This window comes from Micromonospora yasonensis, assembly GCF_026013475.1.
GTDB lineage: Bacteria > Actinomycetota > Actinomycetes > Mycobacteriales > Micromonosporaceae > Micromonospora > Micromonospora yasonensis.
The window spans coordinates 1-23,817 of record NZ_JAPDPH010000036.1 but is presented as its reverse complement, the minus strand read 5'-3'; the positions used below and the strand labels follow the sequence as shown (position 1 = coordinate 23,817).

At 72.3% G+C, this 23,817-nt stretch carries 26 protein-coding genes; 12 read left to right on the top strand and 14 right to left on the bottom strand.

Annotated features, from left to right (window positions below):
* Window positions 1-128 precede the first annotated feature (128 nt).
* Complete coding sequence (locus ONA70_RS10670) at window positions 129-1,001, bottom strand: LLM class F420-dependent oxidoreductase (RefSeq protein ID WP_265006209.1); 873 nt, start codon at window positions 999-1,001, stop codon at window positions 129-131.
* A 155-nt stretch (window positions 1,002-1,156) separates the two neighbouring features.
* On the opposite strand from ONA70_RS10670, the gene ONA70_RS10665 reads away from it, so the two are divergent.
* Genes ONA70_RS10665 through hypF form a run of 5 tightly spaced genes read left to right on the top strand, consistent with a single transcriptional unit; the run spans window position 1,157 to window position 5,354 of the window.
* Entirely contained in the window at window positions 1,157-1,531 is a 375-nt protein-coding gene (locus ONA70_RS10665) for a helix-turn-helix transcriptional regulator (RefSeq protein ID WP_265006208.1), read from the top strand.
* Between the two features lie 60 nt (window positions 1,532-1,591).
* Window positions 1,592-2,158: a D-sedoheptulose-7-phosphate isomerase gene (locus tag ONA70_RS10660; RefSeq protein ID WP_265006207.1), complete on the top strand. Its 567-nt coding sequence runs from the start codon at window positions 1,592-1,594 to the stop codon at window positions 2,156-2,158.
* Window positions 2,155-2,409 carry a HypC/HybG/HupF family hydrogenase formation chaperone gene (locus tag ONA70_RS10655; protein WP_265006206.1) on the top strand — a complete coding sequence of 85 codons (255 nt, stop codon included), beginning with the start codon at window positions 2,155-2,157 and terminating at the stop codon, window positions 2,407-2,409. The genes ONA70_RS10660 and ONA70_RS10655 overlap by 4 nt, the downstream gene beginning before the upstream one ends.
* Window positions 2,406-3,071, top strand: coding sequence for a D-sedoheptulose-7-phosphate isomerase (locus ONA70_RS10650; RefSeq protein ID WP_265006205.1), 666 nt, complete (start codon window positions 2,406-2,408; stop codon window positions 3,069-3,071). The genes ONA70_RS10655 and ONA70_RS10650 overlap by 4 nt, the downstream gene beginning before the upstream one ends.
* A 3-nt stretch (window positions 3,072-3,074) precedes the next feature.
* Window positions 3,075-5,354, top strand: coding sequence for a carbamoyltransferase HypF (gene hypF, locus ONA70_RS10645; protein WP_265006204.1), 2,280 nt, complete (start codon window positions 3,075-3,077; stop codon window positions 5,352-5,354).
* A 7-nt stretch (window positions 5,355-5,361) separates the two neighbouring features.
* Here the strand turns inward: hypF and hypE are convergent, their stop codons facing one another.
* From hypE to ONA70_RS10585, 13 genes are read right to left on the bottom strand one after another with little or no spacing between them, the layout of a single operon-like run.
* On the bottom strand, window positions 5,362-6,513 hold the full coding sequence (hypE, locus tag ONA70_RS10640) for a hydrogenase expression/formation protein HypE (RefSeq protein WP_265006203.1): 1,152 nt from the start codon (window positions 6,511-6,513) through the stop codon (window positions 5,362-5,364).
* Window positions 6,510-7,637, bottom strand: a complete 1,128-nt coding sequence (gene hypD, locus ONA70_RS10635; RefSeq protein WP_265006202.1) for a hydrogenase formation protein HypD — start codon at window positions 7,635-7,637, stop codon at window positions 6,510-6,512. The genes hypE and hypD overlap by 4 nt, the downstream gene beginning before the upstream one ends.
* 11 nt (window positions 7,638-7,648) lie before the next feature.
* The gene (locus ONA70_RS10630; RefSeq protein WP_265006201.1) at window positions 7,649-7,921 is read right to left on the bottom strand and encodes a HypC/HybG/HupF family hydrogenase formation chaperone; all 273 of its coding nucleotides are present in this window, start codon (window positions 7,919-7,921) and stop codon (window positions 7,649-7,651) included.
* A 21-nt stretch (window positions 7,922-7,942) separates the two neighbouring features.
* Window positions 7,943-8,044 carry a DUF6893 family small protein gene (locus tag ONA70_RS36925; RefSeq protein ID WP_406601181.1) on the bottom strand — a complete coding sequence of 34 codons (102 nt, stop codon included), beginning with the start codon at window positions 8,042-8,044 and terminating at the stop codon, window positions 7,943-7,945.
* A gap of 22 nt (window positions 8,045-8,066) precedes the next feature.
* Window positions 8,067-8,270 carry a hypothetical protein gene (locus tag ONA70_RS10625; RefSeq protein WP_265006200.1) on the bottom strand — a complete coding sequence of 68 codons (204 nt, stop codon included), beginning with the start codon at window positions 8,268-8,270 and terminating at the stop codon, window positions 8,067-8,069.
* Between the two features lie 14 nt (window positions 8,271-8,284).
* Entirely contained in the window at window positions 8,285-8,896 is a 612-nt protein-coding gene (locus tag ONA70_RS10620; RefSeq protein ID WP_265006199.1) for a DUF5947 family protein, read from the bottom strand.
* Complete coding sequence (locus ONA70_RS10615; protein ID WP_265006198.1) at window positions 8,893-9,504, bottom strand: NifU family protein; 612 nt, start codon at window positions 9,502-9,504, stop codon at window positions 8,893-8,895. The genes ONA70_RS10620 and ONA70_RS10615 overlap by 4 nt, the downstream gene beginning before the upstream one ends.
* Window positions 9,497-11,296: a nickel-dependent hydrogenase large subunit gene (locus tag ONA70_RS10610; RefSeq protein WP_265006197.1), complete on the bottom strand. Its 1,800-nt coding sequence runs from the start codon at window positions 11,294-11,296 to the stop codon at window positions 9,497-9,499. The genes ONA70_RS10615 and ONA70_RS10610 overlap by 8 nt, the downstream gene beginning before the upstream one ends.
* On the bottom strand, window positions 11,293-12,414 hold the full coding sequence (locus ONA70_RS10605) for an NADH-quinone oxidoreductase subunit B family protein (protein ID WP_265006196.1): 1,122 nt from the start codon (window positions 12,412-12,414) through the stop codon (window positions 11,293-11,295). Before ONA70_RS10605 ends, ONA70_RS10610 begins: the two co-directional genes overlap by 4 nt.
* On the bottom strand, window positions 12,411-12,950 hold the full coding sequence (locus tag ONA70_RS10600) for a hemerythrin domain-containing protein (RefSeq protein ID WP_265006195.1): 540 nt from the start codon (window positions 12,948-12,950) through the stop codon (window positions 12,411-12,413). The genes ONA70_RS10605 and ONA70_RS10600 overlap by 4 nt, the downstream gene beginning before the upstream one ends.
* Window positions 12,950-13,306 (bottom strand): hydrogenase maturation nickel metallochaperone HypA/HybF, encoded by a 357-nt coding sequence (locus ONA70_RS10595; protein ID WP_265006194.1) that lies wholly within the window; start codon window positions 13,304-13,306, stop codon window positions 12,950-12,952. The genes ONA70_RS10600 and ONA70_RS10595 overlap by 1 nt, the downstream gene beginning before the upstream one ends.
* The gene (locus ONA70_RS10590) at window positions 13,299-13,883 is read right to left on the bottom strand and encodes a hydrogenase maturation protease (RefSeq protein ID WP_265006193.1); all 585 of its coding nucleotides are present in this window, start codon (window positions 13,881-13,883) and stop codon (window positions 13,299-13,301) included. The genes ONA70_RS10595 and ONA70_RS10590 overlap by 8 nt, the downstream gene beginning before the upstream one ends.
* Window positions 13,880-15,292, bottom strand: a complete 1,413-nt coding sequence (locus ONA70_RS10585) for a hypothetical protein (protein ID WP_265006192.1) — start codon at window positions 15,290-15,292, stop codon at window positions 13,880-13,882. Before ONA70_RS10585 ends, ONA70_RS10590 begins: the two co-directional genes overlap by 4 nt.
* A 282-nt stretch (window positions 15,293-15,574) precedes the next feature.
* On the opposite strand from ONA70_RS10585, the gene ONA70_RS10580 reads away from it, so the two are divergent.
* The 7 genes from ONA70_RS10580 to ONA70_RS10550 form a co-directional block, all read left to right on the top strand.
* Window positions 15,575-17,050 carry an MFS transporter gene (locus tag ONA70_RS10580; RefSeq protein ID WP_265006191.1) on the top strand — a complete coding sequence of 492 codons (1,476 nt, stop codon included), beginning with the start codon at window positions 15,575-15,577 and terminating at the stop codon, window positions 17,048-17,050.
* A gap of 279 nt (window positions 17,051-17,329) precedes the next feature.
* Window positions 17,330-19,195: a 1-deoxy-D-xylulose-5-phosphate synthase gene (locus ONA70_RS10575; protein ID WP_265006190.1), complete on the top strand. Its 1,866-nt coding sequence runs from the start codon at window positions 17,330-17,332 to the stop codon at window positions 19,193-19,195.
* Window positions 19,196-19,235: 40 nt separating this feature from the next.
* On the top strand, window positions 19,236-20,093 hold the full coding sequence (hpnC, locus tag ONA70_RS10570) for a squalene synthase HpnC (protein WP_265006189.1): 858 nt from the start codon (window positions 19,236-19,238) through the stop codon (window positions 20,091-20,093).
* Window positions 20,090-20,959, top strand: coding sequence for a presqualene diphosphate synthase HpnD (hpnD, locus tag ONA70_RS10565; RefSeq protein ID WP_265006188.1), 870 nt, complete (start codon window positions 20,090-20,092; stop codon window positions 20,957-20,959). The genes hpnC and hpnD overlap by 4 nt, the downstream gene beginning before the upstream one ends.
* Entirely contained in the window at window positions 20,956-22,335 is a 1,380-nt protein-coding gene (gene hpnE, locus ONA70_RS10560) for a hydroxysqualene dehydroxylase HpnE (RefSeq protein WP_265006187.1), read from the top strand. Before hpnD ends, hpnE begins: the two co-directional genes overlap by 4 nt.
* Complete coding sequence (locus ONA70_RS10555; protein WP_265006186.1) at window positions 22,332-23,339, top strand: polyprenyl synthetase family protein; 1,008 nt, start codon at window positions 22,332-22,334, stop codon at window positions 23,337-23,339. The genes hpnE and ONA70_RS10555 overlap by 4 nt, the downstream gene beginning before the upstream one ends.
* Window positions 23,339-23,817, top strand: a 479-nt coding sequence (locus ONA70_RS10550; RefSeq protein WP_265006185.1) for a prenyltransferase/squalene oxidase repeat-containing protein, incomplete at its 3' end; no start/stop codon positions are given. The genes ONA70_RS10555 and ONA70_RS10550, both read left to right, overlap by 1 nt.

Genomic DNA, 23,817 nt, shown 5'->3' with positions numbered 1-23,817 from the left:
CACCGTTCCGAGTGTGGCAGCGAGCCCGCTACGGCAGGATGACTTGGCGAAACGCGGGTCAGCCGGGACCGCCGGCGCGGGACGCCGTGCCGGCCGGTACCGGTGCTCCGGGCGCTGAGGGGCCGGGATCAGGCGAGTTCGGCCAGTCGCGCGGCGACCTGCCGCTCGGCCAGTTGCTGCGCGAACTCGACCGGGTGCCGGTCCGGCATCGTCTGCACCTCGGTGACGCCGAGCGCCGCGTACTCGGCCACCTCCGCCACGAACGCGTCGACGTCGGCCAGGGGCGGGCGCATGACCAGCACGGTCTTCTCGACGGTCCGGTAGTCCCGGCCTTCGGCAGCACAGTGTTCCCGCAGCACGTCGAGCTTGTGCGCGACCTCGTCCGGGCTGTTGCCGAAGATGTTGCACGCATCGCCGTAGCGGGCCACGAGCCGCAGCGTCTTCTTCTCGCCGCCACCACCGATCATGATCGGCGGGTGCGGTCGGCTGATCGGCGCCGGCACGTTCAGCGTCTCGGCCAGTTGGTGGTATCTGCCGTCGAACCGGCCGTTGTCGTCGCTCCACATCTGGAGGCAGATCTGCAACGTCTCCTCCAGCCGCTCGAAGCGCTCGCTGACGGGGACCACCGGTACGCCGAGGCCGCGCTGCTCGCGGTCGTACCACGACGCGCCGATGCCGAGCCGGGCCCGCCCGCCGGAGAGCACGTCGAGCGTCGTGACAATCTTGGCGAGCAGGCCGGGGTAGCGGTACATCACCCCGGTGACGAGCACCCCGAGGGTCATCCGCTCGGTCTTCGCGGCCACGTAACCCAGGGTCGTGTAGGCCTCGAGCATCGGCTCCTCGGCCGAGGTCGTGAACTCCATCTGGAAGTAGTGGTCCATGACCGTGAAGGCGGACACCCCGGCCTGCTCCGCGATCCGGGCGGTCTCCGCCAGCACCCCGGCCATGGCGGACGGGTCGGCGGGCGTGGAGAAGTTCCAGTAGTGCAGGCCCAGCCTCATCGCCGATCCTTCCCACGCGCGGGCGGTCAACCGACATTATGCCGGCCGGGCTGAGCCGATCGACCGGATCGCAAATTCGCTAATCAGCACTTTTGCGATAAAAGGCATGCTTTGCTTCAGGGGAGCGGTGCGTTCCGCCGACGAAAGGGGCTGACATGCACGGACGCGAGCTGCGCGGCCTGTTGCATCCGTTTCTCCTGCTCCTGATCTTCGAGCGCCCCGGTCACGGTTACGACCTGATCGACCGCCTCAAGGCCATGGGACTGCCCGATGTGGAACCCGGCCACGTCTACCGGGCGCTGCGCGGCCTGGAACGCGAGCGGTCGGTGATCTCCGGATGGGAGACCACCGGACCGGGGCCGGCCCGCCGGTGCTATCAGCTGACCGCCAAGGGCAGCGAGGATCTCCGGTCGTGCCTCGCTCACCTGGCGGAACTCGACCAGGTCATCGGTGCCTGCCTGCAGCGCTCGGCGGCCGCCTTCGCGGGGTCGCGGCGCGCGCCTCATCCGTACGCCGCGGTCCGACGCTGAACGGAGAGCCCATTGCATTCGCCCGTACTTCCGGCCGTTCACCGAGCCTTCGCCCGTCGGGTGGCACCGGGGCAGGCCCTCGCCGACGACGCCGTGCGGATCGGCCGGGCCTGTCACGAGATGGCCGTCCGCTTCCATCGCGGCGGCAAGTTGATCGTCTTCGGCAACGGCGGCCCGGCAACCGATGCCCAGCACGTCGTGGTGGAGTTCGTCCACCCGGTCATCGTGGGAAAGCGGGCGCTGCCGGCGATCTCGCTGACGAACGACGCCGCGACCCTCACCGGGATCTCCCGGACGGAGGGCTTCGACGAGGTGTTCGCCGCTCAGCTGCGCCTGCTCGCCGCCCCGGAGGACATCGCGCTCGGACTGTCCGTCGACGGCCGCTGCGCCAACGTCCGGCGCGGCCTCGTGACGGCGCGCGACCTCGGTCTGCTCACCGTCGGGCTGTTCGGCGGCGACGGTGGTGACATCGCCCGGGACGCGATCGCCGACCACGCCGTCGTCGTCAGCTCCGACGACCCGTGCATCGTCAAGGAGGTGCACGTGACGATCTATCACATCCTGTGGGAGCTGGTGCACGTGTTCTTCGAGCAGCCCGGACTGCTGGACCCGGCGGTGGTCCGATGAATCCGCGATCCGTTTCGCTCGGTCAGCCGACGGCCCGGACCGGGCCCGACTGCCACGACGCGGTCTGCATCACGTGCGCCGACATCGCGGTCCCCGTCCGGGTACGGGAACTGACGGCCGACGGGCTGGCCGTGGTCGACACGGACGCCGGACGGGAGGAGATCAGCGTGGCCCTCGTCGAGGCGGGACCGGGCGACGTCGTGCTGGTGCACGCCAAGGAGGCCATCGCCGTCGTGGAGCAGCACTCATGAGCGCCCCGGTCGAGGGTGCGATCGGAGCCCTCTACCCCTTCCTCGACGCCCGGCCGACCGACGTGGACGCGGTGCTCGCCGAGGTGGCCAGGTCCACCGCGGAGAAGGCGACGGAGATCGTCGCCCTCCGCGATTCCCTGGTCGCCGAGCACGGGCAGCGGTTGCTCGACTGCGCCCACCGGTGCGCCACGGCCTTCCGCGCCGGCGCCACGCTGTTCTCGTTCGGCAACGGCGGAAGCAGCACCGACGCCCAGGACGTCGCGCAGCTGTTCCTGCACCCGCCGACGGCCGCCCGCCCGCTGCCGGCCATCTCGCTGACCCACGACGTCGCGCTGATCACGGCGCTCTCCAACGACGTGGGGTTCGAGGTGGTCTTCGCCCGACAGCTGGCGGCGTTCGGCCGGGCCGGCGACATCGCGGTGGGGCTGTCCACGAGCGGCGGATCGACCAACGTCCTGCGGGCGTTCGAGGAGGCGGCCAGGCGCGGCATGGTCACCATCGGGATCGCCGGCTACGACGGCGGCCGGATGGCGGAATCCGCGGCCGTCGACCACCTGTTCGTGGTGCCGTCGGCATCGGTGCACCGGGTCCAGGAGGCGCAGACCACGCTCTACCACGTGCTCTGGGAACTCACCCAGCAGGCGTTGGCCGACGAACGCTGACCCATGGATCTGGCCAGCGCGCACCGGATGCACGTCCGCGTCGAGGGCATCGTGCAGGGGGTCGGCTTCCGGCCGTTCGTGTACGCGCTGGCCACCGAGTACGACCTGGCCGGCTTCGTCGGCAACGACACCGCGGGGGTCTTCGTCGAGGTCGAAGGCGACGCGGACCGGCTGGCCGCGTTCGTGGCCGACCTCAGCCGGCGGGCGCCGAGGCTGGCCCAGGTCGAGCGGCTCACCACCGAGGCGGTCCCGCCGACCGGTCGGCCCGGCTTCGTCATCGTCACCAGCGTCACCGGTGCCGGCCGCGACGCGCTGATCTCCCCGGACACCGCCACCTGCGCGGACTGCCTCGCGGAGATGTCCGATCCGACGGACCGGCGGCACGGCTACCCGTTCACGAACTGCACCAACTGCGGCCCGCGCTTCACCATCGTCGAGGACGTGCCGTACGACCGCCCCACCACCACGATGGCCCAGTTCCCGCTCTGCTCCGACTGCGCCGCCGAGTACGCCGATCCCGGCGACCGCCGATTCCACGCCGAGCCGGTGTGCTGCCCCGCCTGCGGACCCGCCCTCCGGCTCGTCGACGCCGACGGCCACCCGCTGCCCGGCGAACCCCTGGACACCGCCGTACGGTGGCTGCGGGACGGCCTGATCGTCGCGGTCAAGGGCCTCGGCGGCTACCACCTGGCCACCCGGGCCGACCACGACCCGGCCGTCTCGACGCTGCGCGCCCGCAAGCATCGCGAGGAGAAGCCGTTCGCGCTGATGGCGGCCGACCTGCGGGCGGCACGGACCCTGGTCGACGTGCCGCCGGCGGCCGAGCCGGTGCTCACCGGCGCCCGCCGTCCCGTGGTGCTGCTGCCCCGCCGCGCCGACGCCCCGGTCGCCGGGTCGGTGGCCCCGGGCAACCGCGAGCTGGGCGTGATGCTGCCGTACAGCCCACTGCACCACCTGCTGCTCGCCCGGCTCGGCATCCCGATCGTGCTGACCAGCGGCAACGTCTCCGACGAACCGATCGCCCACCGCGACGACGACGCCCGTCGGCGGCTGGCACGGATCGCCGACGGCTTCCTGACGCACGACCGACGCATCCACGTCCGCACCGATGACTCCGTGGTTCGCGTGTTCCGGGGCCGTGAGCTGCCGGTACGGCGTTCCCGAGGTCACGTGCCCGCGCCGCTCACCCTCCCGTGGCGGTTCGACCGCCCCGTGCTGGCCTGCGGGGCGGAGTTGAAGAACACGTTCTGCGTGGCGAAGGGACGACGTGCCTTCGTCTCGCACCACGTCGGCGACCTGGAGAACTACGAGACCCTGCGGGCGTTCACCGACGGGATCGCGCACTTCACCCGGCTCTTCGACGTCCGGCCGGAGGTCGTGGCCCATGACCTGCACCCCGAGTACCTGTCCACGAAGTACGCCCTGCAGCGCGAGGACGTCGAACTCCTCGGCGTTCAGCACCACCACGCCCACATCGCCTCCTGCCTGGCCGACAACGGCGACCCCGGACCGGTGATCGGCGTCGCCTTCGACGGCCTCGGCTACGGCCCGGACGGCACCCTCTGGGGAGGCGAACTGCTCGTCGCGGACCTGACCGGGTACGAGCGGGTCGGGCACCTGGGCGCGGTGCCGATGCCGGGCGGGGTCGCTGCGGTACGCGAGCCATGGCGGATGGCGGCGGCCTACCTCGACGAGATCTACGGCGACGCCGTGCCCGACCTGCCGGTGCGGTGCCGCCACGAGCGGGACTGGCCCGCGATGGTGGGGCTGGCGCGGACCGGGACGAACGCGCCGCGTACCTCCAGCGCGGGCCGGCTGTTCGACGCCGTCGCGGCGATCCTCGGCCTGCACGACCGCGTCACGTACGAGGGCCAGGCCGCGATCGCCCTGGAACAGCGGGCCGATCCCGGCGAGCGGGGCGGCTACCGGGTCGAGGCGGCCGGTCCGGTCCCGCTCCGGGAGGTCGGATTCGGGCTGGTCCGCTGCGTGGTCGACGACCTGCTGGCCGAGGTGGACCCCGGCCGGATCGCCGCGCGCTTCCACCACGGCCTGGCGGACGCCGTGGTACGCGCCGCCGGTGCCGTCCGGGAGCGCACCGGCCTGGCCACGGTCGCGCTGTCCGGCGGGGTCTTCCAGAACATGCTGCTGCTCGAACGGGTGGTGAGCGGGCTGGAGCAGGACGGCTCCCGGGTGCTCGTGCATTCGCGGGTGCCGCCCAACGACGGCGGGATCTCCCTCGGCCAGGCTGTGGTGGCCGCGGCCCGGGCTGTGCCCACCGCCTGAACCCCCGTCAGCAGATGCGGGGGAGTGGGTCTCCGACCAGCATGTCGACCACCCGGGTGCCGCCGAAGGCGGTGTGGAGCAGCACCAGCCCGGGCGGGTCGGCGGCGACGTGCCCGATGACCGCCGCGCCGTCGCCGAGCGGGTGCCCGCGCAGCGCCGCCACGGCCGCCTCCGCCTGCGCGCCGTCCACCACGGCCACCAGGCGCCCCTCGCACGCCACGTAGAGCGGGTCGATGCCGAGCAGCTCGCACGCGCCGGTCACGGCGGGACGCACCGGGACCGACGATTCGTCGACGACGACGGCGACCTGGGCCGCCTGCGCCACCTCGTTGAGGATGGTCGCCACGCCGCCCCGGGTGGCGTCGCGCAGCAGCCGCACCCCGGGAGCCGCGTCCAGCAGGGCGTCGACCAGCCCGTGCAGCGCCGCGGTGTCCGAGGCGAGGTCGGCGGCGAGGTCCAGCTCGCCGCGGGCGAGCATGATGGTCACGCCGTGGTCGCCGATCGGCCCGGAGACGACGACCGCGTCGCCGGGTCGGACGTGTGGGCTGCCCAGGGTCACCGGCCGCTCCAGCACGCCGACACCCGCCGTGTTGATGTAGCAGCCGTCGGCCTTGCCCCGCTGCACCACCTTCGTGTCGCCGGTGACCACCTGGACCCCGGCGCGCTCCGCGGCGGCGGCCATCGAGGCGGTGATCCGGCGCAAATCGGCGACGGGGAAGCCCTCTTCCAGGATGAACCCGGCCGACAGGTACCGCGGACGGGCCCCGCTGACCGCCAGGTCGTTGACGGTGCCGTTGACGGCGAGGTCGCCGATGTCCCCGCCGGGGAAGAACAGCGGCGACACCACGTACGAGTCGGTGGTGAAGGCCAGCCGGCCGGCGCCCACGGAGAGCACCGCAGCGTCCTCGAGCGCCGCCAGCGTCGGGTTGCGGAACGCCTCGACGAACAGCCCTTCGATCAGGCTGTGCGTCGCCTTTCCACCCGCGCCGTGCGCGAGCGTGATCCGGCTCTCCCGGATCGTCGGCGCGCGCCGGCGCGCCCGTTCGATGCGCTGCAGCACCTGCTGCTCCGGCGACAGCCGCCCCGACTCGCGTTCGGTCGTCGCCTCGGCCTCAGCCACCGCGCGCTCGGCCCATCCGGCGGTGCGTTCCGTCGTCATGCCCGCGCCGCCTCCGCCAGCCGCTGCCGCGTGAAGCGGCCGAAGTTGTAGTAGGCCGCGCACGCGCCCTCCGAGGAGACCATGCACGTGCCGATGGGTGTCTCCGGCGTGCACGCGGTGCCGAACACCTTGCACTCCCAGGGCTTGAGCACTCCCTTGAGCACCTCGCCGCACTGGCAGGCCTTCGGGTCCGCGACGCGCACGCCGGGTACGTCGAAGAGCCGCTCGGCGTCGTACGCCGCGTACTCGTCCCGCATCCGCAGCGCGGAGTGCGAGATGAAGCCGAGGCCGCGCCACTCGAAGTACGGTCGCAGCTGCATGACCCGGCCGATCGCCTCCAACGCCCGCAGGTTGCCGTCCCAGGGCACCACCCGGGTGTACTGGTTCTCCACCTCGCAGCGCCCGTCAGCGAGCTGCTTGAGCAGCAGGTAGACCGACTGGAGCAGGTCCAGCGGTTCGAACCCGGCGCACACCAGCGGCTTGCCGTAGTCACGGGCGATGAACTCGTACGGCCGGCAGCCGATGACGGTGGAGACGTGCCCCGGCCCGAGGAAACCGTCCAGACGCAGGTCCGGTGAGTCGAGGATCGCCTTGATCGCCGGAAGGATCGTGACGTGGTTGCAGAAAACCGAGAAGTTGTCGATGCCCTCGGCGGCTGCCCGCAGCACGGTCATGGCGGTCGACGGTGACGTGGTCTCGAACCCGATCGCCATGAAGACCACCCTGCGGTCCCGATTGGTCCGGGCGATCTTCAGCGCGTCCAGCGGCGAGTAGACCATTCGGATGTCCGCACCGGCCGCCTTGGCGTCCAGGAACGAGCCGTTCCCGCCGGGGACCCGCATCATGTCGCCGAACGCCGTCAGGATGACGTCCGGCTCGTTCGCGATGGCGATGGCGTCGTCCACCCGGCCCATCGGGATGACGCAGACCGGGCAGCCCGGACCGTGCACCAGCGAGACGCTCTCCGGCAGGTAGTCCTCGATGCCGTGCTTGTAGATGGTGTGCGTGTGGCCGCCGCAGACCTCCATGAACTTGTACTGCCGCCCCGGCTCGCACAACGCGGCGATCTGGGTGGCCAACGCCTGGGCCTTGTCCGCGTCGCGGTACTCGTCGACGAAACGCATCTGGTCTTTCCCTAACTGATGTCGGATTCGGCGAGCGCCTGCAGCTCGTCGGTGTACGCCTGGCCGAGACCGTTCAACATGGCCAGCGTGGCGGCCGCCTCGGCCTCGTCGATCTTCGACATGGCGAAGCCGACATGGACGAGCACCCAGTCGCCGATACCGATCTGGTCCGGGCCGAGCAGGCCGATGTTGATCGCCCGCCGAACGCCCACGACGTCGACGATGGCCAGGTCGTCGCGGCCGGCCTTGATCTCGACGATCTCGCCCGGGATGCCAAGACACATCGACCTACTCGTCCTCTCCGGTCACATTTTCTCGATCTTGATGTAGCGGCGCAGCGCGGGAAGTTCCTTCCAGAACAACCCGGCGAAGGCCACGCCGGCCACCACCATCAACAGCTTCCGCACAGCTCACCTCCTTCCGCCCCGGTCAGCCCGGCGGCAGGTTCGGCATGATCGGCAGGATCGGGCCGTGTTTCTTGGGCCGGATGCCGGTCGAGCGGCGGGCGTCCACCGTCCCGTCGTCGTGGTGGCCCGCCTGCTTCCTCCGTCGCGAGTTGCCCTCCTCCACACCCTTGGTGTGCGCCGGCGCGTCGAGTTCGACGTCGGGATCGCCCACCCGGATCTCGCCCATGCCCGCCTCCTCCATCAGTCGTCGCCTGACGGCCGACCATGTCGTCGGCCGAGTTCGTCGAAGAACCGGGGAATCTCCCGCCACACCGCGCTTCCGCCCGACATGCCCGTCCAGTGCCGACGGATGAGCGCCACGAGTCGGAAGCAGTCGTCGACCGGCACCACCCACTGCTGGCCGCCGTCGCGTACCCGGCCCGTCCACACCAGGAACGCCTCGACCCGGGGCTGCAGCTCGGCCAGCTCAGGTGATCGCGCCTCGACCGCCCGCCAAGCGTCGGCGTCGATCTCCGACTCCGTCGTGCCGAGCGGGCTCGGGTAGTGCCCGAGCACCCGGCCGTCCCGCTGCTTGACGAAGAACACCAGCCCGACCGGTACGCCGAGTTCGTCGGCGGACAGGCCGGACAACCGTCTGCCATGGGCGGGGACGAGCTGGTACCGGTCGCCGCCGGCCGACTCCCGTTCGAAGAGCAGGGAGCAGGGCGGGCAGGCGCACATCAGCTCCCCGTCCTGCTCGTCCCACACGTGCCGGTGCTCCGGGCCGACCGGCCCGGCGCACATGCCGCAGCGCTCGACCGCCGTGCGCTGCCGCGCCCGGCGGATCGCCCGCTGCAGGGCACCCGTCGTCATGCCGTGCCACCCAACGCGAGCGGCCCCGCGACCTGCCCCACCTCGCCCGTCGGTGCGGCAGCGGTCCGGTCCGGCCGCTGCCACAGGGTGGCGACCGGGATCAGCGCCGGTGCCGGCGCGGGCGCCACCAGGTCGACCGAGGACAGTTCCGGGGCGAACGTCAACACCTGGTCCCGCACCAGGTCACCCAGCGCGGCTGCGCCCCCGCCGCACGAATTCGCCGACAGGCTGATCGTCGCCACCTCGTCCTGGACACCGACCAGCGCGATCTCGGCGCCCTGTGCGCGTAGCTGCGGCCGCAGATCGTTGACCGCCCGGGCCACGCGCCGGTCGGGCGGATCCGGGTGGATGTGGTGCAACAGCAGCAGGTGCCGCAGCAGCTCGTCCTCGGTGAGCCGGTCGAGCGCGTGGGGGCTGTCGGCGGCGAGGTCGGTGACCCGGGCCAGCGCCTCGCCGTACACCTCGGTGAGGATCTCGACCGCTTCCAGCGCCAGTTCGGCGGTCCGGCCAGGGGTCTGTTCGAGCTGGCCGAGCACGGCCTCCAGGTGGGCCAGCCGCGGCTCGACGGCCGCGTCGTCGAGCCGCTGGACGTCCGGCTGCTCAGCCATGGGACGCGCCGAACATCGGCGAGTGGATCTTCTTGAGGGTACGACCGCCGCCGACGTACATGTGCACCCCGCACGGCAGGCAGGGGTCGAAGCTGCGTACCGCCCGCATGATGTCCACGCCCTTGAAGTTGTCCGGGCCGTTCTCCTCGAAGATGGGGGTGTTCTGGATCGCGTCCTCGTACGGGCCGGGCGTGCCGTAGCTGTCGCGAGGGCTGCCGTTCCACGGCGTCGGCGGGTACGGGTGGTAGTTGGCGATCTTGCGGTCCCGGATCACGATGTGGTGCGACAGGGCGCCCCGGACGGCCTCGTGGAAGCCGCAGCCGATGGCCTCGTCCGGCACGTCGAACTCGGCGAAGACCCGCATGTCGCCGCCGCGGATCCGCTCCATCGCCTGCTCGACGAAGTACAGCGCCATCGCCGCGGCGTACGCGATGAAGTAGGCCCGGGAACGGTCCCGCTCCAGCGCGTTCGACCACTTCGGGATCTTCCACTCCAGCGTCGTCTCGGGCAGCCGCTCGCTCTTCGGCAGCGAGATCAGCACGCTGTGCCCGGTCGACTTGACGTACGGGGTGTCGACCATCTTCGCCAGCGCCGTGGTGTACAGCCGGGCGAAGCAGCCGCCACCGGTGTCCAGCGCGAGGTGCTCGCCGCTGCTCTTGTCGAACCACCGAGGGCTCATCACCCAGCTGTACTTGTCGCTGAAGTCGCGCTTGCCGGGATCGGGGAGGGTGGTCTGGTTCCAGGGGTGGCGGATGTCGACCGGGTTGCCGAGCGGGTCGTGGCTGACGAACGGTTCCTCCTCGCCGGCCCAGTCCTTGTAGTACGAGCTGCCGAGCAGGATCCGGATGCCGAGGTTGATGTCGACCAGGTCGGTGGTGAGCAGCTTGCCGTCGACGACGATGCCGGGCGTGACGTGCATGGCCCGTCCCCAGGTCGTCATGTTCTCGTAGCGGTAGTCGACGACGTCGGGGTTCTGGAACGAGCCCCAGCAGCCGAGCAGGACCCGGCGGCGGCCGACCTCCTCATAACCGGGCAGCGCCTCGTACCAGAAGTCGAAGATGTCGTCGTTCATGGCGACGGCCTGCTTGACGAAGTCCAGGATGCGGATCAGCCGGCTCAGGTAGTCGGTGAACAGCGTCGGCTGCGGCATCGTGCCGACGCCGCCCGGATACACCGTCGACGGGTGGACGTGTCGGCCCTCCATCAGGCAGAACATCTCCCGGGTTATCCGGCTGACCTTCAGGGCCGACTTGTAGACCTCGCCCTCGAACGGGTTGTAGGCCCGCATGATGTCGGCGATCGTCCGGTAGCCGTGGATGTTCCGGTTGCGGGCCTCGGTCTTCTCCGCCCGGGCGAGGACGCTGGGGTTGGTCTGCTTGACCATCGCCTCGCAGAAGTCGACGAAGACCAGATTGTCCTGGAAGAGGGTGTGGTCGAACATGTACTCGGCGGCCTCGCCAAGATTGATGATCCACTCAGCCAGGGGCGGGGTCTTGACGCCGTACGCCATGTTCTGGGCGTAGACCGAACAGGTCGTGTGGTTGTCGCCGCAGATGCCGCAGATCCGGCTGGTGATGAAGCCGGCGTCGCGCGGATCCTTGCCTTTCATGAACACCGAGTAGCCGCGGAACAGCGACGACGTGGTGTGGCATTCGGCGACCACCCGGTTCGCAAAATCGATCTTGGTGTAGACGCCGAGGTTGCCGATGATCCGGGTGATCGGATCCCACGCCATCTCCACCAGCTCGCCGGGTTTTTCGGCGGTGGCCGGCTTCGGCTTCGTCGCTGTCACGGTCGGTTCCTCTCGATTGCGGCCTGGCGGCGGGGATCTGCCGGACCGTACGGGCGCCACCGGGGGTTGTAGCCGCTGGTGAGCTCCGGACCGTTGTGGTGCCACTTCGGTTCCCGGTTGGCGGTGACGTTGGTGATGCCGCGCAAGCGGCGGATCAGGGCGCCGTACGGCTTGATCAGCAATGTGGACAGGCTGCCGCCGGGCGGCATGTCCATGAATGGCATGAACTTGTCGGGGAAGCCCGGCATGGTGCAGCCGATGCAGATGCCGCCGACGTTGGGGCAACCACCCACCCCACCCATCCAGCCGCGCTTCGGGACGTTGCAGTTGATGACCGGGCCCCAACAGCCGACCTTCACCTGGCACTTCGGCGAGTTGTAGTCCTTGGCGAAGTCGGCCTGCTCGTAGTAGGCGGCCCGGTCGCAGCCCTCGTGCACGGTCTTGCCGAACAGCCACTGCGGCCGCAGCATGTGGTCCAGCGGCGGGGGCGGCGCCGAGCCGGCGGCGTGGTAGAGCACCCAGGTCAGGGTCTCCATGAAGTTCTCCGGCTGGATCGGGCAGCCGGGCACGTTGACGATCGGCAGGCCGCCCTGGGACCGGAAGTCCCACCCGAGGTAGTCGGCCAGGCCCATGCACCCGGTCGGGTTGCCCGCCATCGCGTGGATGCCGCCGTAGGTCGCGCAGGTGCCGGCCGCCACGACCGCCCACGCCTTGGGCGCCAGCCGGTCGATCCACCAGTTCAGGGTCAGCGGCTCACCGGTCTTCTCGTCGTTGCCGAACGACGTCCAGTACCCCTCGCCGTTGATGTTCTCGTTCGGGATCGAACCCTCGATGACGAGGATGAACGGCTCGGTCATCTCGCCCCGGGCCGCCCGGCGGTACGGTGCCAGGAACTCCTCGCCGCCGGCCGCCGGCGACAACACCTTGTTGTGCAGGTTGACCTTCGGCAGCCCGGGAACGAGCCCGAGCACGATGTCCTCGATCGCCGGCTGACCGGAGGCGGTCATCGACACGGAATCGCCGTCACAACTCATGCCCTCGGAGATCCAGAGAATGGTGATCTCGTCGAACCCGTTCTCCTTCGGGATCACCGCGGTGCCGCCCGTGCGCTGACTCATGTGCGTGGCCTCCCTTGCATCCGATCCCGCAGCCGGTCGTAGATGGCCGCCACCGGCGCCGCGAGGGCCAGCGCCGGCGGCTTGTCCGGCGCGTGCGGGTGCGGGCGCGTCGGGGCCCGTTGCTTGCCCTGGTCGATCTCCTGCCCCAACTCCTGGAGGGCCTGCTCGTCGGCCCGGGCGCACAGCTGCGGCATGAGCTCGTTCTCGTCGTCCCGCACGTGCCGGGCGACGGCGGACGCCAGCCGCTCCATCAGCTCGTCCTGCGCGCGGTCGCCGGCCCGGCAGCGGTCCAGTTCGAGGAGCAACTCCTTGATCGGCACATGCCCGGCGAGGTGCCGGTCGACCTGCCCGTCGGCCAGCACTCTCGCGGCGAACGGGTAGAAGAGCACCTCCTCGAGCGCGGCGTGTTTCGACAACTCGCGGACGAGGATCTCGACGACGGCGCGGCGCTGCGCGTCCGATTCCGCTGCCTGGTAGTCCCGGAACAGCTGTTCCACCACGCGGTGGTCGTGCCGCAGCAACTCGGTGGCGTCCATCAGATCGCCCGCGCTTCGACGCTGTCCACCGTGATGGATTCCAGAACGACGTCGTCGCTGCCGCTGACCTCGACGTCGATGCCCCCGCAGGCGGGGCAGGCCACCATCGCGAGGTGGTCGTCGACCCGCGCGCTACGGCCACACTCGTGGCACCGCACCGTCATCGGTTCGAGCACCAGATCGAGGGCGGCGTCGGCGACCACCGTGCCGACCGCGGCCACCTGGATGCCCTGCGTGACGACATCGCGGTCAACGCTGTGACCGCCGATCCGCACCCGCAGGCCGGTGACCCGGCGCCCGGCGGCCCGGCGTACCACCGCCGCCACGATCGCTTCGGACAGACCTGTCTCATGCACCCGCGGTCACTCCCCTCTCGTCTGTCGTTCGCGGCGAGCTCTCCGGCCGCTCCGGTGCGATGTCGAGCCGTGCCGCTTCCTGATGGACGATGTCGACCACCATCCGGACCGCCTGGTCGACCGCGGCGGCGAGCGGAGCCGACAACCCCATGCGCTCGTCGAGGACGGCGGGTTGGCAACCCACCACGAGGACGCGCCCAACGCTGCCGCCCAGGCCGCGCAGCAGGCGCAGCACCGATTCCGGATCCATGCCGTGGCCGTCGGCGGCCGGCGCCTCCAGGACGTCGGCCGGCCGCAGTGTCCAGCCGGGGTCGTCGAGATCCACCTCGAGGACGGCCAACGTCCCGGGGGGCTCGTCCAGCGGCAACGCGTCCACCATGACCAGCACGTCGTGGTGCCCGTCCAGCAGATCGTAGGCCAGATGCATTCCGCGGATCCCGTAATCGGACACATCCACCCGGGCCGGCAGGACGGCGTCCCGCAGGCGCTGGACGACCTCCACGCCGAAGGCGTCGTCGCCCAGGAAGATGTTGCCGATGCCGGCGACCAGGATCCGACCGTCGTCGTCGCTGCTCATCGCGCTTCCACCTCGCCGGCCAGCGGCTCCACCTCTTCCGGCCGGAAGTGGCGCAGGCGCCCGTACCACTGGTGCAGCTCGGCGCCCGGGTCGTCATCCACGGTCACGGCCAGGAACCGCGTCCCGTCGATGTCGAGCAGCACCTGCTCCACCCGGCCGGTACGGCCCTCCAGAAACATGTCGTGCGCGTCGGTGCCGCGCCGGCGCGGCCGTAACCGGACCCGGCTACCCCGCGACAGCACAGTGCCCGCGACGAGGACGGTCTCCGACTCCGGCGTGGTCCCGGCATCGAGGTCGAGCCCCGGGCGGAGCCGGTCCGCTCCGGCGGCGGAATCGCCCGGTCGACGGACGGGCTCGAGCGACCGGATGGCGCCGTGCAAGCGTTCGAGCACCTCGGGCGGCATCGCGTCGACCCGGTCGACGATGGCGGCGGCGCGGGGATCGGTGGCTCGGGCCTCCCGCTTCTCCGCGTCGGAGAGGGTGAGGGTGCGCAGTGAGAGGATCTCGTCGATCTCGGTCGCGTCGTGCAGGTCGCCTGGGCTCTCCGGCGCGATCCGGGGGTGGTCGTAGAGGATGATGGGTGCGGAGAGCACGAGGTCAGCGGTGCCGGGCACGCCGGCGAGCACCGGGAACGTGTGCACGTTGCGGCACTCCCGCGCCGCCTGCGCCGCCCATTCGGGCGGGTCGAGCAGGGACAGGAATCGCCCCCGGCTGACGGTGGCCAGCGTGTGCGCCGCGAGCAGGCAGCAGCGCAACGCCTCATCCCGAGGGCTGTCCGCCGGCGTCGTTCGATCGGTGTTCTCGACCTGCACCGCGAGCCGCAGCAACCGGAAGGGCGCCGGAGCCGGGACCGCCGAGACGGCCACCGCGGCGGACAACGGCCATCGCCGGCGTACCACCCGCCCGAGCGGCTCGCCCCGCTCGTCAGCCAGCGGCTCGACATCCATTCCGCCGGGCACGTGGACGTCGAGGCGTCGGCCACACCGCAGGTCGCCGACCGTTGCCTCAAGGTCGAACTCCCGCGGCACCGCCTCGTCGAAGCTGAGCTCCGTACGGCCACCCACCTCGATCCGGTCCACCGGCCGGTACCCGCCGTCGACCGTGCGTCGCTCGGTCACCTTGCGTTGCAGGTGCAGGAACCGGAGCCGGATCCGGACGATCGCCTCGTCCGGCGCCTCCAGCAGGCACTCGGTCTGCTGCCAGGACGACTCGGCCGAGCCCGCGACGCCGCTGTCGACCAGGCCGTGAGCCTCGCCCCAGGCGGGGGGTACGAGCACACCGAACTGCCAGCGGACCCGGTTCTTGGCCGAGGAACGCCGGTACGGGTAGAGCAGGTAGCCCTCGTACAGGATCGCCTCCGCGATCGCCTCGGCATCGTCGAACGCGGCGCTGGGGCACTGGCTCCGCACGGTGCTCACCTCCTCCGCAGGCGCGCGACACCGGCTCCGGCACGCGGTCACTCCGGTCTAGCCGGTCCCGCCGCAGCGCCGTAAGTGCGCGTGGCCGGTAGGTGACGACCGGATTCACCCCACCGGGTGACCGCGTACGGCCGTCGCCGGCGCGGTCGGAGCCGGGTCGGAGTACCGGCGCCCGCTGCTGCATCCGCGGATTGCGGCGCGGACGGCCGGACCGTCGGGCAGAGTCGGGACGGGCGCCGACCGGTGCCAGGTGACGCGGGGATCAGACAGCTCATGGCCGGGTCGACGGCGGACAGCCGGGACAGCGGGCCGCACGAGGGCGCGGAGGGCCGGCTCGCGCGGCGGGCTCGTCGCTTGCTGGGCGGTCCCGGTCGGGCACGCGTCGTGCTGCTGCTGGCGGCGGTGCTGGCGCTGAACAGTGCGGATACCGGGACGCTCGGTGCGGCCGCCGCCCAGTTGGAGGCAAGTCTCGGTATCGACCATGCCCGGCTCGGCCTGCTGGCCGCGGCGTCGTCGGGGGTCGGGGCGGTCGCCTCGGTGCCGCTGGGCGTTCTCGCCGACCGGACGAACCGGGTACGCCTGCTCGCCCTCACGGTCGCGCTCTGGGCGGCCGCGATGGCCGCCGGTGCTCTCGCGCCCAGCTACTGGTGGCTGTTCGGATCTCGACTGCTGCTCGGCGCCGCGGTGGCCGCGGCGGGCCCGGTGGTGGTCTCGTTGACCGGCGACTTCATCCCACCCGCCGAACGGGCCGGGGTGCTCGGCTGGATCCTCGCCGGCGAGATCATCGGCGCCGGCGTCGGCCTGCTGATCGGTGGCGAGGTCGCGGCGGCGGTCTCCTGGCGGGCGGCGTTCCTCCTGCTCGCGACGGCGAGCGCGGTGCTGGCGGTGGCGGTGTGGCGGCTGCTGCCCGAACCGGGTCGAGCTGGCGCCGGCTGGCTGCCCACCGACCGGGCCGCGCCGCGGCGGCCGGACGACGGGCGGCGGCCGGTCGACCGGGCGCAGGCGGCGGTGGCCGACCGGGGCGTCGCACCGGCCCCCGAGCGGGTGGTCAGTGACGATCCCAACCAGTGGTCGCTGGGCCGGTCGGCGGTGTACCTGCTGTCGATCCCCACCAACCGGCTGCTGATCGTGGCCTCGGCGATGGGCTACTTCTTCTTCGCCGGCATGCGGACCTTCATCGTCGTCTTCGCGGTCCGGCACTTCGGCATCCCGCAGACGGCGCTCGGCGCTCTGGTACCGGTGATCGGGGTGGCGGCGCTGGCGGGCACGGTGCTCTCCGGCCGGTTCACCGACCGCGCCCTGGCGCGGGGCCGCCCCGCCGTCCGGATTCTGGTCCCGGCGTTCGGCTACGTGGCTGCCGCGCTGTTCTTCGTGCCCGGAGTGTGGCTCACGTCGGCGCTCGCGGCGTTACCGCTGATCGCGCTCGGCGCCGCTGCGCTGGCGGCGGCCAACCCGCCGCTGGACGCGGCCCGACTGGACATCGTTCCCGGGCGGCTGTGGGGGCGGGCGGAGAGTCTGCGCACGGTGCTGCGGCTCGCCGCCGAAGCGGCCGCCCCGGCCATCTTCGGCTGGCTGGCCGACCAGCTCGCCGGGCCGGGTGGCCAAGCCAGCGGGACGGGTCTGCGGGACGCTTTCCTGATCATGCTGGTGCCGCTGGCCGCCAACGGTCTCATCCTGGTCGCCGCCCGACGCGTCTACCCGATCGACGTGGCCACGGCGGCCGCCTCGGACCGGCGTCAGACCGGTTGAGCCGCCCGCAGCCGGCGCTGTTTGGCACCGCCGCTTCGAAGGATTCGAAGCGAATTCGAGCGGTAGAGGTGATCGACATGCTTATGCTCTCTTTGCACAATCCTGAGGTGATTTTGCTGCCCTCACGGCGGCTACCCGCAGCATCCACGGCTGGGTCACCGCCTCCGCAGCATGCTGCGCGACGACGCGCCGCCGGGGCCATCCGGCCCAGCAGGCCGTCTCGCCGTGGCGGCCGACATGCCGCCAGCGGGCTCGCGCCACCGGCCGGACGGAGAGATGATGTCCTTGCTCGACAGCGTCAACCAGCCCGACGACCTCAAGCGGCTCACCGACGACCAGCTCCGGCTGCTCGCGGGGGAGATCCGAGCTTTCCTGGTCGACACGGTGTGCCGACGCGGGGGCCACCTCGGTCCCAACCTCGGCGCGGTGGAGCTGACCATCGCGCTGCACCGGGTCTTTCGCTCACCGCACGACCGGATCATCTTCGACACCGGGCACCAGGCGTACGTGCACAAGCTGCTCACCGGCCGCCGGGAGGGCTTCGTCGGGTTGCGGGGATCGGGTGGCCTGTCCGGCTACCCGCGGCAGGCCGAGTCCCCCCACGACCTGGTGGAGAACTCCCACGCCTCCACCGCGCTGTCCTACGCCGACGGGTTGTCCCGGGCGTACGCCCTGGACGGCGTGGACCGCACGGTGGTGGCGGTCGTCGGCGACGGTGCCCTCACCGGGGGCATGGCCTGGGAGGCGCTGAACAACCTGTCGGTATCGCCGGGCCGCGTGGTGATCGTGCTCAACGACAACGGCCGCTCGTACGCGCCGACCGTGGGTGGCCTGGCCGAGCACCTCGCGGCGCTGCGCGCCAGGTCGGCCGGCCCGGACGGGAACGGCTCCGCGCCGGCCGCCGCAGGCCCGGACGGGGACATCTTCCGGACCCTGCGCCTGGACTACCTGGGCCCGGTCGACGGGCACGACATCGCCCAGCTCGAAGGGGCGTTGCACCAGGCCCGCCGGTCGGACCGGTCGATCGTGGTGCACTGCGTCACCCGCAAGGGCCACGGCCATCCGCCCGCCGAGACCGACAACGCCGACCGGCTGCACGCGGTGGGCACGGTCGACCCGCGGACCGGGCAGCCGACCGGCCCGCCCCGCCGGACCTGGACCGACGCCTTCTCCGAGGAGCTCGTCGCCCTCGGCGGACAACGCCCGGACCTGGTGGCGGTCTCCGCCGCCATGCTCGGCCCGACCGGGCTCACCGGCTTCGCGGCGCGTTACCCCGACCGGACCGTCGACGTCGGCATCGCCGAGCAGCACGCCGTCACTGCGGCGGCCGGGCTCGCCCTCGGCGGGAAGCACCCGGTGGTGGCCGTCTACGCCACCTTCCTCAACCGGGCGTTCGACCAGGTCCTGCTCGACGTGGCCCTGCACCGGCTGCCGGTCACCCTGGTGCTGGACCGGGCCGGGATCACCGGCCCGGACGGGCCGAGCCATCACGGCATGTGGGACCTGGCCGTGCTCGGCGCGGTACCCGGACTGCGGCTGGCCGCACCCCGGGACGAGGCGTCACTGCGGGAGCAACTGCGCGAAGCGGTGACCCACCAGCAGGGGCCCACCGCGCTGCGGTTCCCGAAGGCGCAGGTCGACCGCGACATCCCCGCGTTGGACCGGGTCGGCGGGGTGGACATCCTGCGCTCCGCGCCGGCCGCGCAGGTGCTGCTGGTCGCGGTGGGGGCGATGGCCGGGCCGACGCTACAGGCGGCCGGGCTGCTGGCCGCCGGCGGCGTCGAGTGCACGGTGGTGGACCCCCGGTGGGTGCGGCCGGTCAACCCGGAACTGGCGGTGCTGGCCGCCGACCACGCCCTGGTCGTGACCGTCGAGGACGGGGTACGCGACGGCGGGGTCGGCATGAGCGTGGCCCGGATGCTCGCCGACGCGGCCATCGCCACGCCGGTGTGCGCCCTCGGCCTGCCGACCACCTTCATCCCGCACGGTGACCGGCCGGACCTGCTCGCCGAGCACGGCCTGGACGGCCAGGGCATCTGCGCGGACGTGCTGCGCCGCCTGTCGCGGGTCGAGACCACGAGCCGGGAGACGCCGCGGCGGGCACGCGCGAGTGCCCGTGGCCGGCTGACCCCGCTGCCCGGTTGAGTCCCACCATCGGCCCGTGCCCCAGAGGAGGGAACCTCGGATGAGCCAGACAACCAACGCCCGGGCCGTGCTCCGGATCGAGCAGGCACGTGCGCAGGAGAACTTTCCGGTGGCGTTGAAGGTGTTGCCCGCCCGGCACCGCCGCCACCTGCTGGCGGTGTACGGCTACGCCCGGTACGTCGACGACCTCGGTGACGAGCCGCTGGCCGAGGGGATCGACCGGCTCGCCGCCCTGGACGGCTTCGAGGCCGAGCTGACGGCCCTCTACGCGGGCCGGGCGGTGACCCATCCCGTGCTGCGTGCCCTGGCACCCACCGTGGCCGAATGCCGGCCGCCGCTGGAGGCGTTCGTCCGACTGATCGAGGCGAACCGGGTCGACCAGCGCGTCACCCGGTACGCCACCTTCGCGGAGCTGGTCGACTACTGCTCCCTGTCGGCCAATCCGGTCGGCGAACTGATCCTGCATCTCTTCGGGCAGGCCGCACCGGTGACGCTCGCGCTGTCCGACCGGGTCTGCACCGCCCTGCAGGTCATCGAGCACCTGCAGGACGTGGCCGAGGACCACCGGCGCGGCCGGATCTACCTGCCGGGCGAAGACATGGACCGGTTCGGTGTCACCGAGGACGACCTCGCGGGGCCCACGGCCGGCCGGCGGTTGCGGGAGCTGATCGGGTTCGAGGCGGAGCGGGCGCGAGCCTGGCTCGACGCGGGCGCGCCGTTGGTGGCGGCGTTGCACGGCTGGGGCCGCCTGGCCGTGAGCGGTTACCTCGCCGGCGGCCGGGCAACGCTCGACGCGCTGGCCGACGCCGACCACGACCCGCTGGGCGTCATCGTCCGCCCCCGCAAGCGGCGCGTCCTCACCCGTTGGCTGGCCGCCACGGTCCGGAGCGCGGGATGACCACGATCACCGGCGTCGACGCCGCCTACCGGCACTGTGAACGGGTCACCCGGACGCAGGCGGCCAACTTCTCGTACGGCATCCGGCTGCTGCCGCCGGCGAAGCGCCGGGCGCTCTCGGCCATCTACGCCACCGCCCGCCGGATCGACGACATCGGGGACGGGACGCTGCCTCCCGACGACAAGCTGGACCTGCTGGCGCAGAACCGCGAGGCGTTGCACGGGCTGCCCGGCAGGAGCGGCGGAGACCCGGTGCTCACCGCGCTCGGCCACGCCGCGACCCGGCTGCCGATCCCGCTGGCGGCCTTCGACGAGCTGATCGACGGGTGCGCCGCCGACGTGACCGGCCGCCGCTACGACAGCTTCGACGATCTGGTCTGGTACTGCCGCTGCGTGGCCGGCTCGATCGGCCGGCTGTCCCTCGGCGTGTTCGGCGCCACCGACCCGGGCCGGGCCGCGCCGCTGGCCGACGCGCTGGGCGTGGCGCTCCAGCTGACCAACATCCTGCGCGATCTCGTCGAGGACCGGGCCACCGGTCGGATCTACCTGCCCGCCGCGGACCTGGACCGGTTCGGCTGCTCGCTGCGGCTGGAGGGGGCCGGCTTCACCGATCCGCCCGAGCGGCTGGCCGCGCTGGTGCGCTTCCAGGCGGGCCGGGCGGCCGCCTGGTACGACACGGGCCTGCGGTTGCTGCCGCTGCTGGACCGGCGCAGCGCGGCCTGTACCGCCGCGATGGCCGGCATCTATCGTCGCCTGCTCGCCCGGATCGCCGCCGACCCGCTGGCGGTCACCCGTAGCCGGGTGTCGCTGCCGGGCCGGGAGAAGGCCTGGGTGGCGGCGCGAGCTCTCGTCGGGCGTCCCGCATGACCGGGGCGGCGATCACGCCACCGGTGACCGGTGCCGGCGGGGTCTGCGTGATCGGGGGTGGACTGGCCGGTATCGCCGCGGCGATCCGGCTCGCCGATCTCGGCCTGCCGGTGACGCTGCTGGAGAGCCGGCCGGAACTCGGCGGCGCGACCTACTCGCTGCGGCGCGACGGCCTGACGGTGGACACCGGCCAGCACGTCTTCCTGCGCTGCTACACCGCCTACCGGGGCCTGTTGGACCGGCTCGGCACCAGCGGCGACACCGACCTGCAGGAGCGGTTCTCGGTGCCGGTGCTGCTCCCGGGGCGGGCTCCGCAGCTGCTGACCCGCCGTGCGCTGCCGGCGCCGGCGCACCTGCTCCCCGCGCTGGCCGGCTACCGGCTGCTCAGCCCGGCGGAGCGGCTCGCCGCCGTCCGGGGCTGCGCCGCGCTGCAGTACGTCGATCCGGACCTGCCCGCCACCGACGAACGCAGCTTCGGTGACTGGCTCGCCGACCACGGCCAGGGCACCCGGGCGATCCGCCGGCTCTGGGACCTGATCACCGTCGCGGCGCTGAATCTGCCCTGCGCCCAGGCGTCCCTGGCGTTGGCCGCGAGGGTGTTCCGCACCGGCCTGCTCGACGCCGCGGACGCCGGGGACATCGGCCGTCCCCGCGTCCCACTGGTCGACCTGCACGCCGTCGCGGCCCGGCGGTTGCTGGACCGGCTCGGTGCCCGGGTGCACGTCCGGTCCAGGGTCCGATGGATCCGGCCGGGGCTGGTCGGGTTCCGCATCGGGCTGGACGGCACCGAGGTCGAAGCGGACGCCGTGGTGCTGGCCGTGCCCCACCAGGCCGCGGCGGCACTGGTGCCGCCCGCCGCCGCGCCCACCGCCCCGCAGTGGCACCGGCTGGGCGCCGCGCCGATCGTCAACGTGCACCTGCGGTACGCCGACCGGGTGACCGAGCTGTCCATGGCCGCCGCGGTGGAGTCCCCGGCCCAGTGGATCTTCGACCGCTCGGAGTCGGGCGCCGACGGCCAGCACCTGGTGGTTTCGCTGTCGGCGGCCGACCTGGAGATCGAGCGTCCCGCCGCCGAGCTCGTCGCCGTACAGCGCCAGGCACTGGCCGACCTGTTCCCCGCCGCACGGCACACCCCGGTACGGGACGCGTTCGTCACCCGGGAGCCGAAGGCGACCTTCCGGCAGGCGCCCGGCACCCGGGCGTACCGGTCCGGTTCGGCGACCCGCCTACCCGGGCTGGCGCTGGCCGGGGCATGGACCGACACCGGCTGGCCGGACACGATGGAGGGCGCGGTGCGCAGCGGCCAGGCGGCCGCCGACGTCGTCGCCCGAGATCTCGCGTCCCGGCCCCGACACCAGACGGAGGCCGCACGATGACCATCGCAGACAGCCGCAGCGCTGACCAGATCCAGACCCACGTCGAGCCGGCCATCCGGGCGCTGCTGGACCGGTTGGACCCGGGCAACCGGTTGGTCGGCGGCTACCAGCTCGGCTACTGGAACGCCGACGGGTCACCCGCGGACCGCCAGGGCAAGGGCTTGCGCCCGACGCTGGCGCTGCTGTCGGCCCGCGCCACCGGCGCCCAGCCCGAGGCCGGGGTGCCGGCGGCCGCCTCGGTCGAGCTGGCGCACAACTTCTCGCTGCTGCACGACGACGTGATGGACGGCGACACCGAGCGCCGTCACCGGCCGACGGCATGGACGGTGTTCGGCGTGGGACCGGCCATCCTCGCCGGTGACGCACTGATCGGACTGGCCCACGAGGCCCTCGTCGAGGCGCCCGGGAGCGGTCCGGCGGCGCGGCGGCTTGCCCTCGACGTCCGGGCCCTGATCGCCGGGCAGGCCGCCGACCTGAGTTTCGAACGCCGTGACGACGTCACCCTCGACGAGTGCCTGCAGATGGCCAGCGACAAGACCGGAGCGCTGCTGGCCTGCTCGTGCGCCCTCGGGGCGATCCTGTGCGGGGGGCCGTCCGCCCTCGCCGACGGGCTGTACCGCTTCGGCTGGCACCTGGGCCTGGCCTTCCAGCTCGTCGACGACCTGCTCGGCATCTGGGGCGACCCGCAGCGGACCGGTAAGCCGGTGGGCTCGGACCTGCGGGCCCGCAAGCGCAGCATCCCGGTCGTCCGGGCGGTGACCAGTGGGGACCCGAACGGCCGGCAACTGGCCGAGCTGTACCGGTCGCCGGAGCCGCTGACCGATGACGACGTGGCTCGGGCGAGCGACCTGATCGAGGCGACCGGGGCCCGGGCCCGGACCGAGCGGCACGCCCGGCAGGAGGTCGAGCTGGCGCGGGCGGAACTGGACGCCCTTGATCTGCCCGCCGGCGTGCGCACCGAATTCCTCGACATCGCCACCTTCATCACGGGACGGGACCACTGATGACCGAGCTGCTGTCCACGAAGCCCACCGCCACCGACCAGGCGGCCACGCCGACAGACGGGACCAGGCGCGTTCCGGCCCGGGAGGCCCTGCGCCGCGCCTGCGACCACCTGCTGGAACTGCAGGACGAGGCCGGCTGGTGGAAGGGTGAACTCGCCACCAACGTCACCATGGACGCCGAGGACCTGCTGCTGCGCCAGTTCCTGGGCATCCGGACGACCGAGCAGACCGTGGAGTCGGCGAGATGGATCCGGTCCCAGCAACGCCCGGACGGTTCGTGGGCCACCTTCCACGGCGGCCCGGGGGACCTGTCGACGACGGTCGAGGCGTACCTGGCGCTGCGGCTGGCCGGTGATCCGCCGGAGGCGCCCCACCTGGCCGCCGCCGCCGAGTTCGTCCGCGCGCACGGCGGGTTGGCAGCCACCCGGGTGTTCACCCGGTTCTGGCTGGCCCTGTTCGGCCACTGGCCCTGGTCCAG

Coding starts and splice junctions, on each gene's coding strand:
- ONA70_RS10670 (WP_265006209.1), bottom strand. CDS start 1,001: ATGAGGCTGGGCCTGCACTACTGGAACTTCTCCACGCCCGCCGACCCG.
- ONA70_RS10665 (WP_265006208.1), top strand. CDS start 1,157: ATGCACGGACGCGAGCTGCGCGGCCTGTTGCATCCGTTTCTCCTGCTC.
- ONA70_RS10655 (WP_265006206.1), top strand. CDS start 2,155: ATGAATCCGCGATCCGTTTCGCTCGGTCAGCCGACGGCCCGGACCGGG.
- ONA70_RS10650 (WP_265006205.1), top strand. CDS start 2,406: ATGAGCGCCCCGGTCGAGGGTGCGATCGGAGCCCTCTACCCCTTCCTC.
- hypF (WP_265006204.1), top strand. CDS start 3,075: ATGGATCTGGCCAGCGCGCACCGGATGCACGTCCGCGTCGAGGGCATC.
- hypE (WP_265006203.1), bottom strand. CDS start 6,513: ATGACGACGGAACGCACCGCCGGATGGGCCGAGCGCGCGGTGGCTGAG.
- hypD (WP_265006202.1), bottom strand. CDS start 7,637: ATGCGTTTCGTCGACGAGTACCGCGACGCGGACAAGGCCCAGGCGTTG.
- ONA70_RS10630 (WP_265006201.1), bottom strand. CDS start 7,921: ATGTGTCTTGGCATCCCGGGCGAGATCGTCGAGATCAAGGCCGGCCGC.
- ONA70_RS10625 (WP_265006200.1), bottom strand. CDS start 8,270: ATGGGCGAGATCCGGGTGGGCGATCCCGACGTCGAACTCGACGCGCCG.
- ONA70_RS10620 (WP_265006199.1), bottom strand. CDS start 8,896: ATGACGACGGGTGCCCTGCAGCGGGCGATCCGCCGGGCGCGGCAGCGC.
- ONA70_RS10615 (WP_265006198.1), bottom strand. CDS start 9,504: ATGGCTGAGCAGCCGGACGTCCAGCGGCTCGACGACGCGGCCGTCGAG.
- ONA70_RS10605 (WP_265006196.1), bottom strand. CDS start 12,414: ATGAGTCAGCGCACGGGCGGCACCGCGGTGATCCCGAAGGAGAACGGG.
- ONA70_RS10600 (WP_265006195.1), bottom strand. CDS start 12,950: ATGGACGCCACCGAGTTGCTGCGGCACGACCACCGCGTGGTGGAACAG.
- ONA70_RS10590 (WP_265006193.1), bottom strand. CDS start 13,883: ATGAGCAGCGACGACGACGGTCGGATCCTGGTCGCCGGCATCGGCAAC.
- ONA70_RS10580 (WP_265006191.1), top strand. CDS start 15,575: ATGGCCGGGTCGACGGCGGACAGCCGGGACAGCGGGCCGCACGAGGGC.
- ONA70_RS10575 (WP_265006190.1), top strand. CDS start 17,330: ATGTCCTTGCTCGACAGCGTCAACCAGCCCGACGACCTCAAGCGGCTC.
- hpnC (WP_265006189.1), top strand. CDS start 19,236: ATGAGCCAGACAACCAACGCCCGGGCCGTGCTCCGGATCGAGCAGGCA.
- hpnD (WP_265006188.1), top strand. CDS start 20,090: ATGACCACGATCACCGGCGTCGACGCCGCCTACCGGCACTGTGAACGG.
- hpnE (WP_265006187.1), top strand. CDS start 20,956: ATGACCGGGGCGGCGATCACGCCACCGGTGACCGGTGCCGGCGGGGTC.
- ONA70_RS10555 (WP_265006186.1), top strand. CDS start 22,332: ATGACCATCGCAGACAGCCGCAGCGCTGACCAGATCCAGACCCACGTC.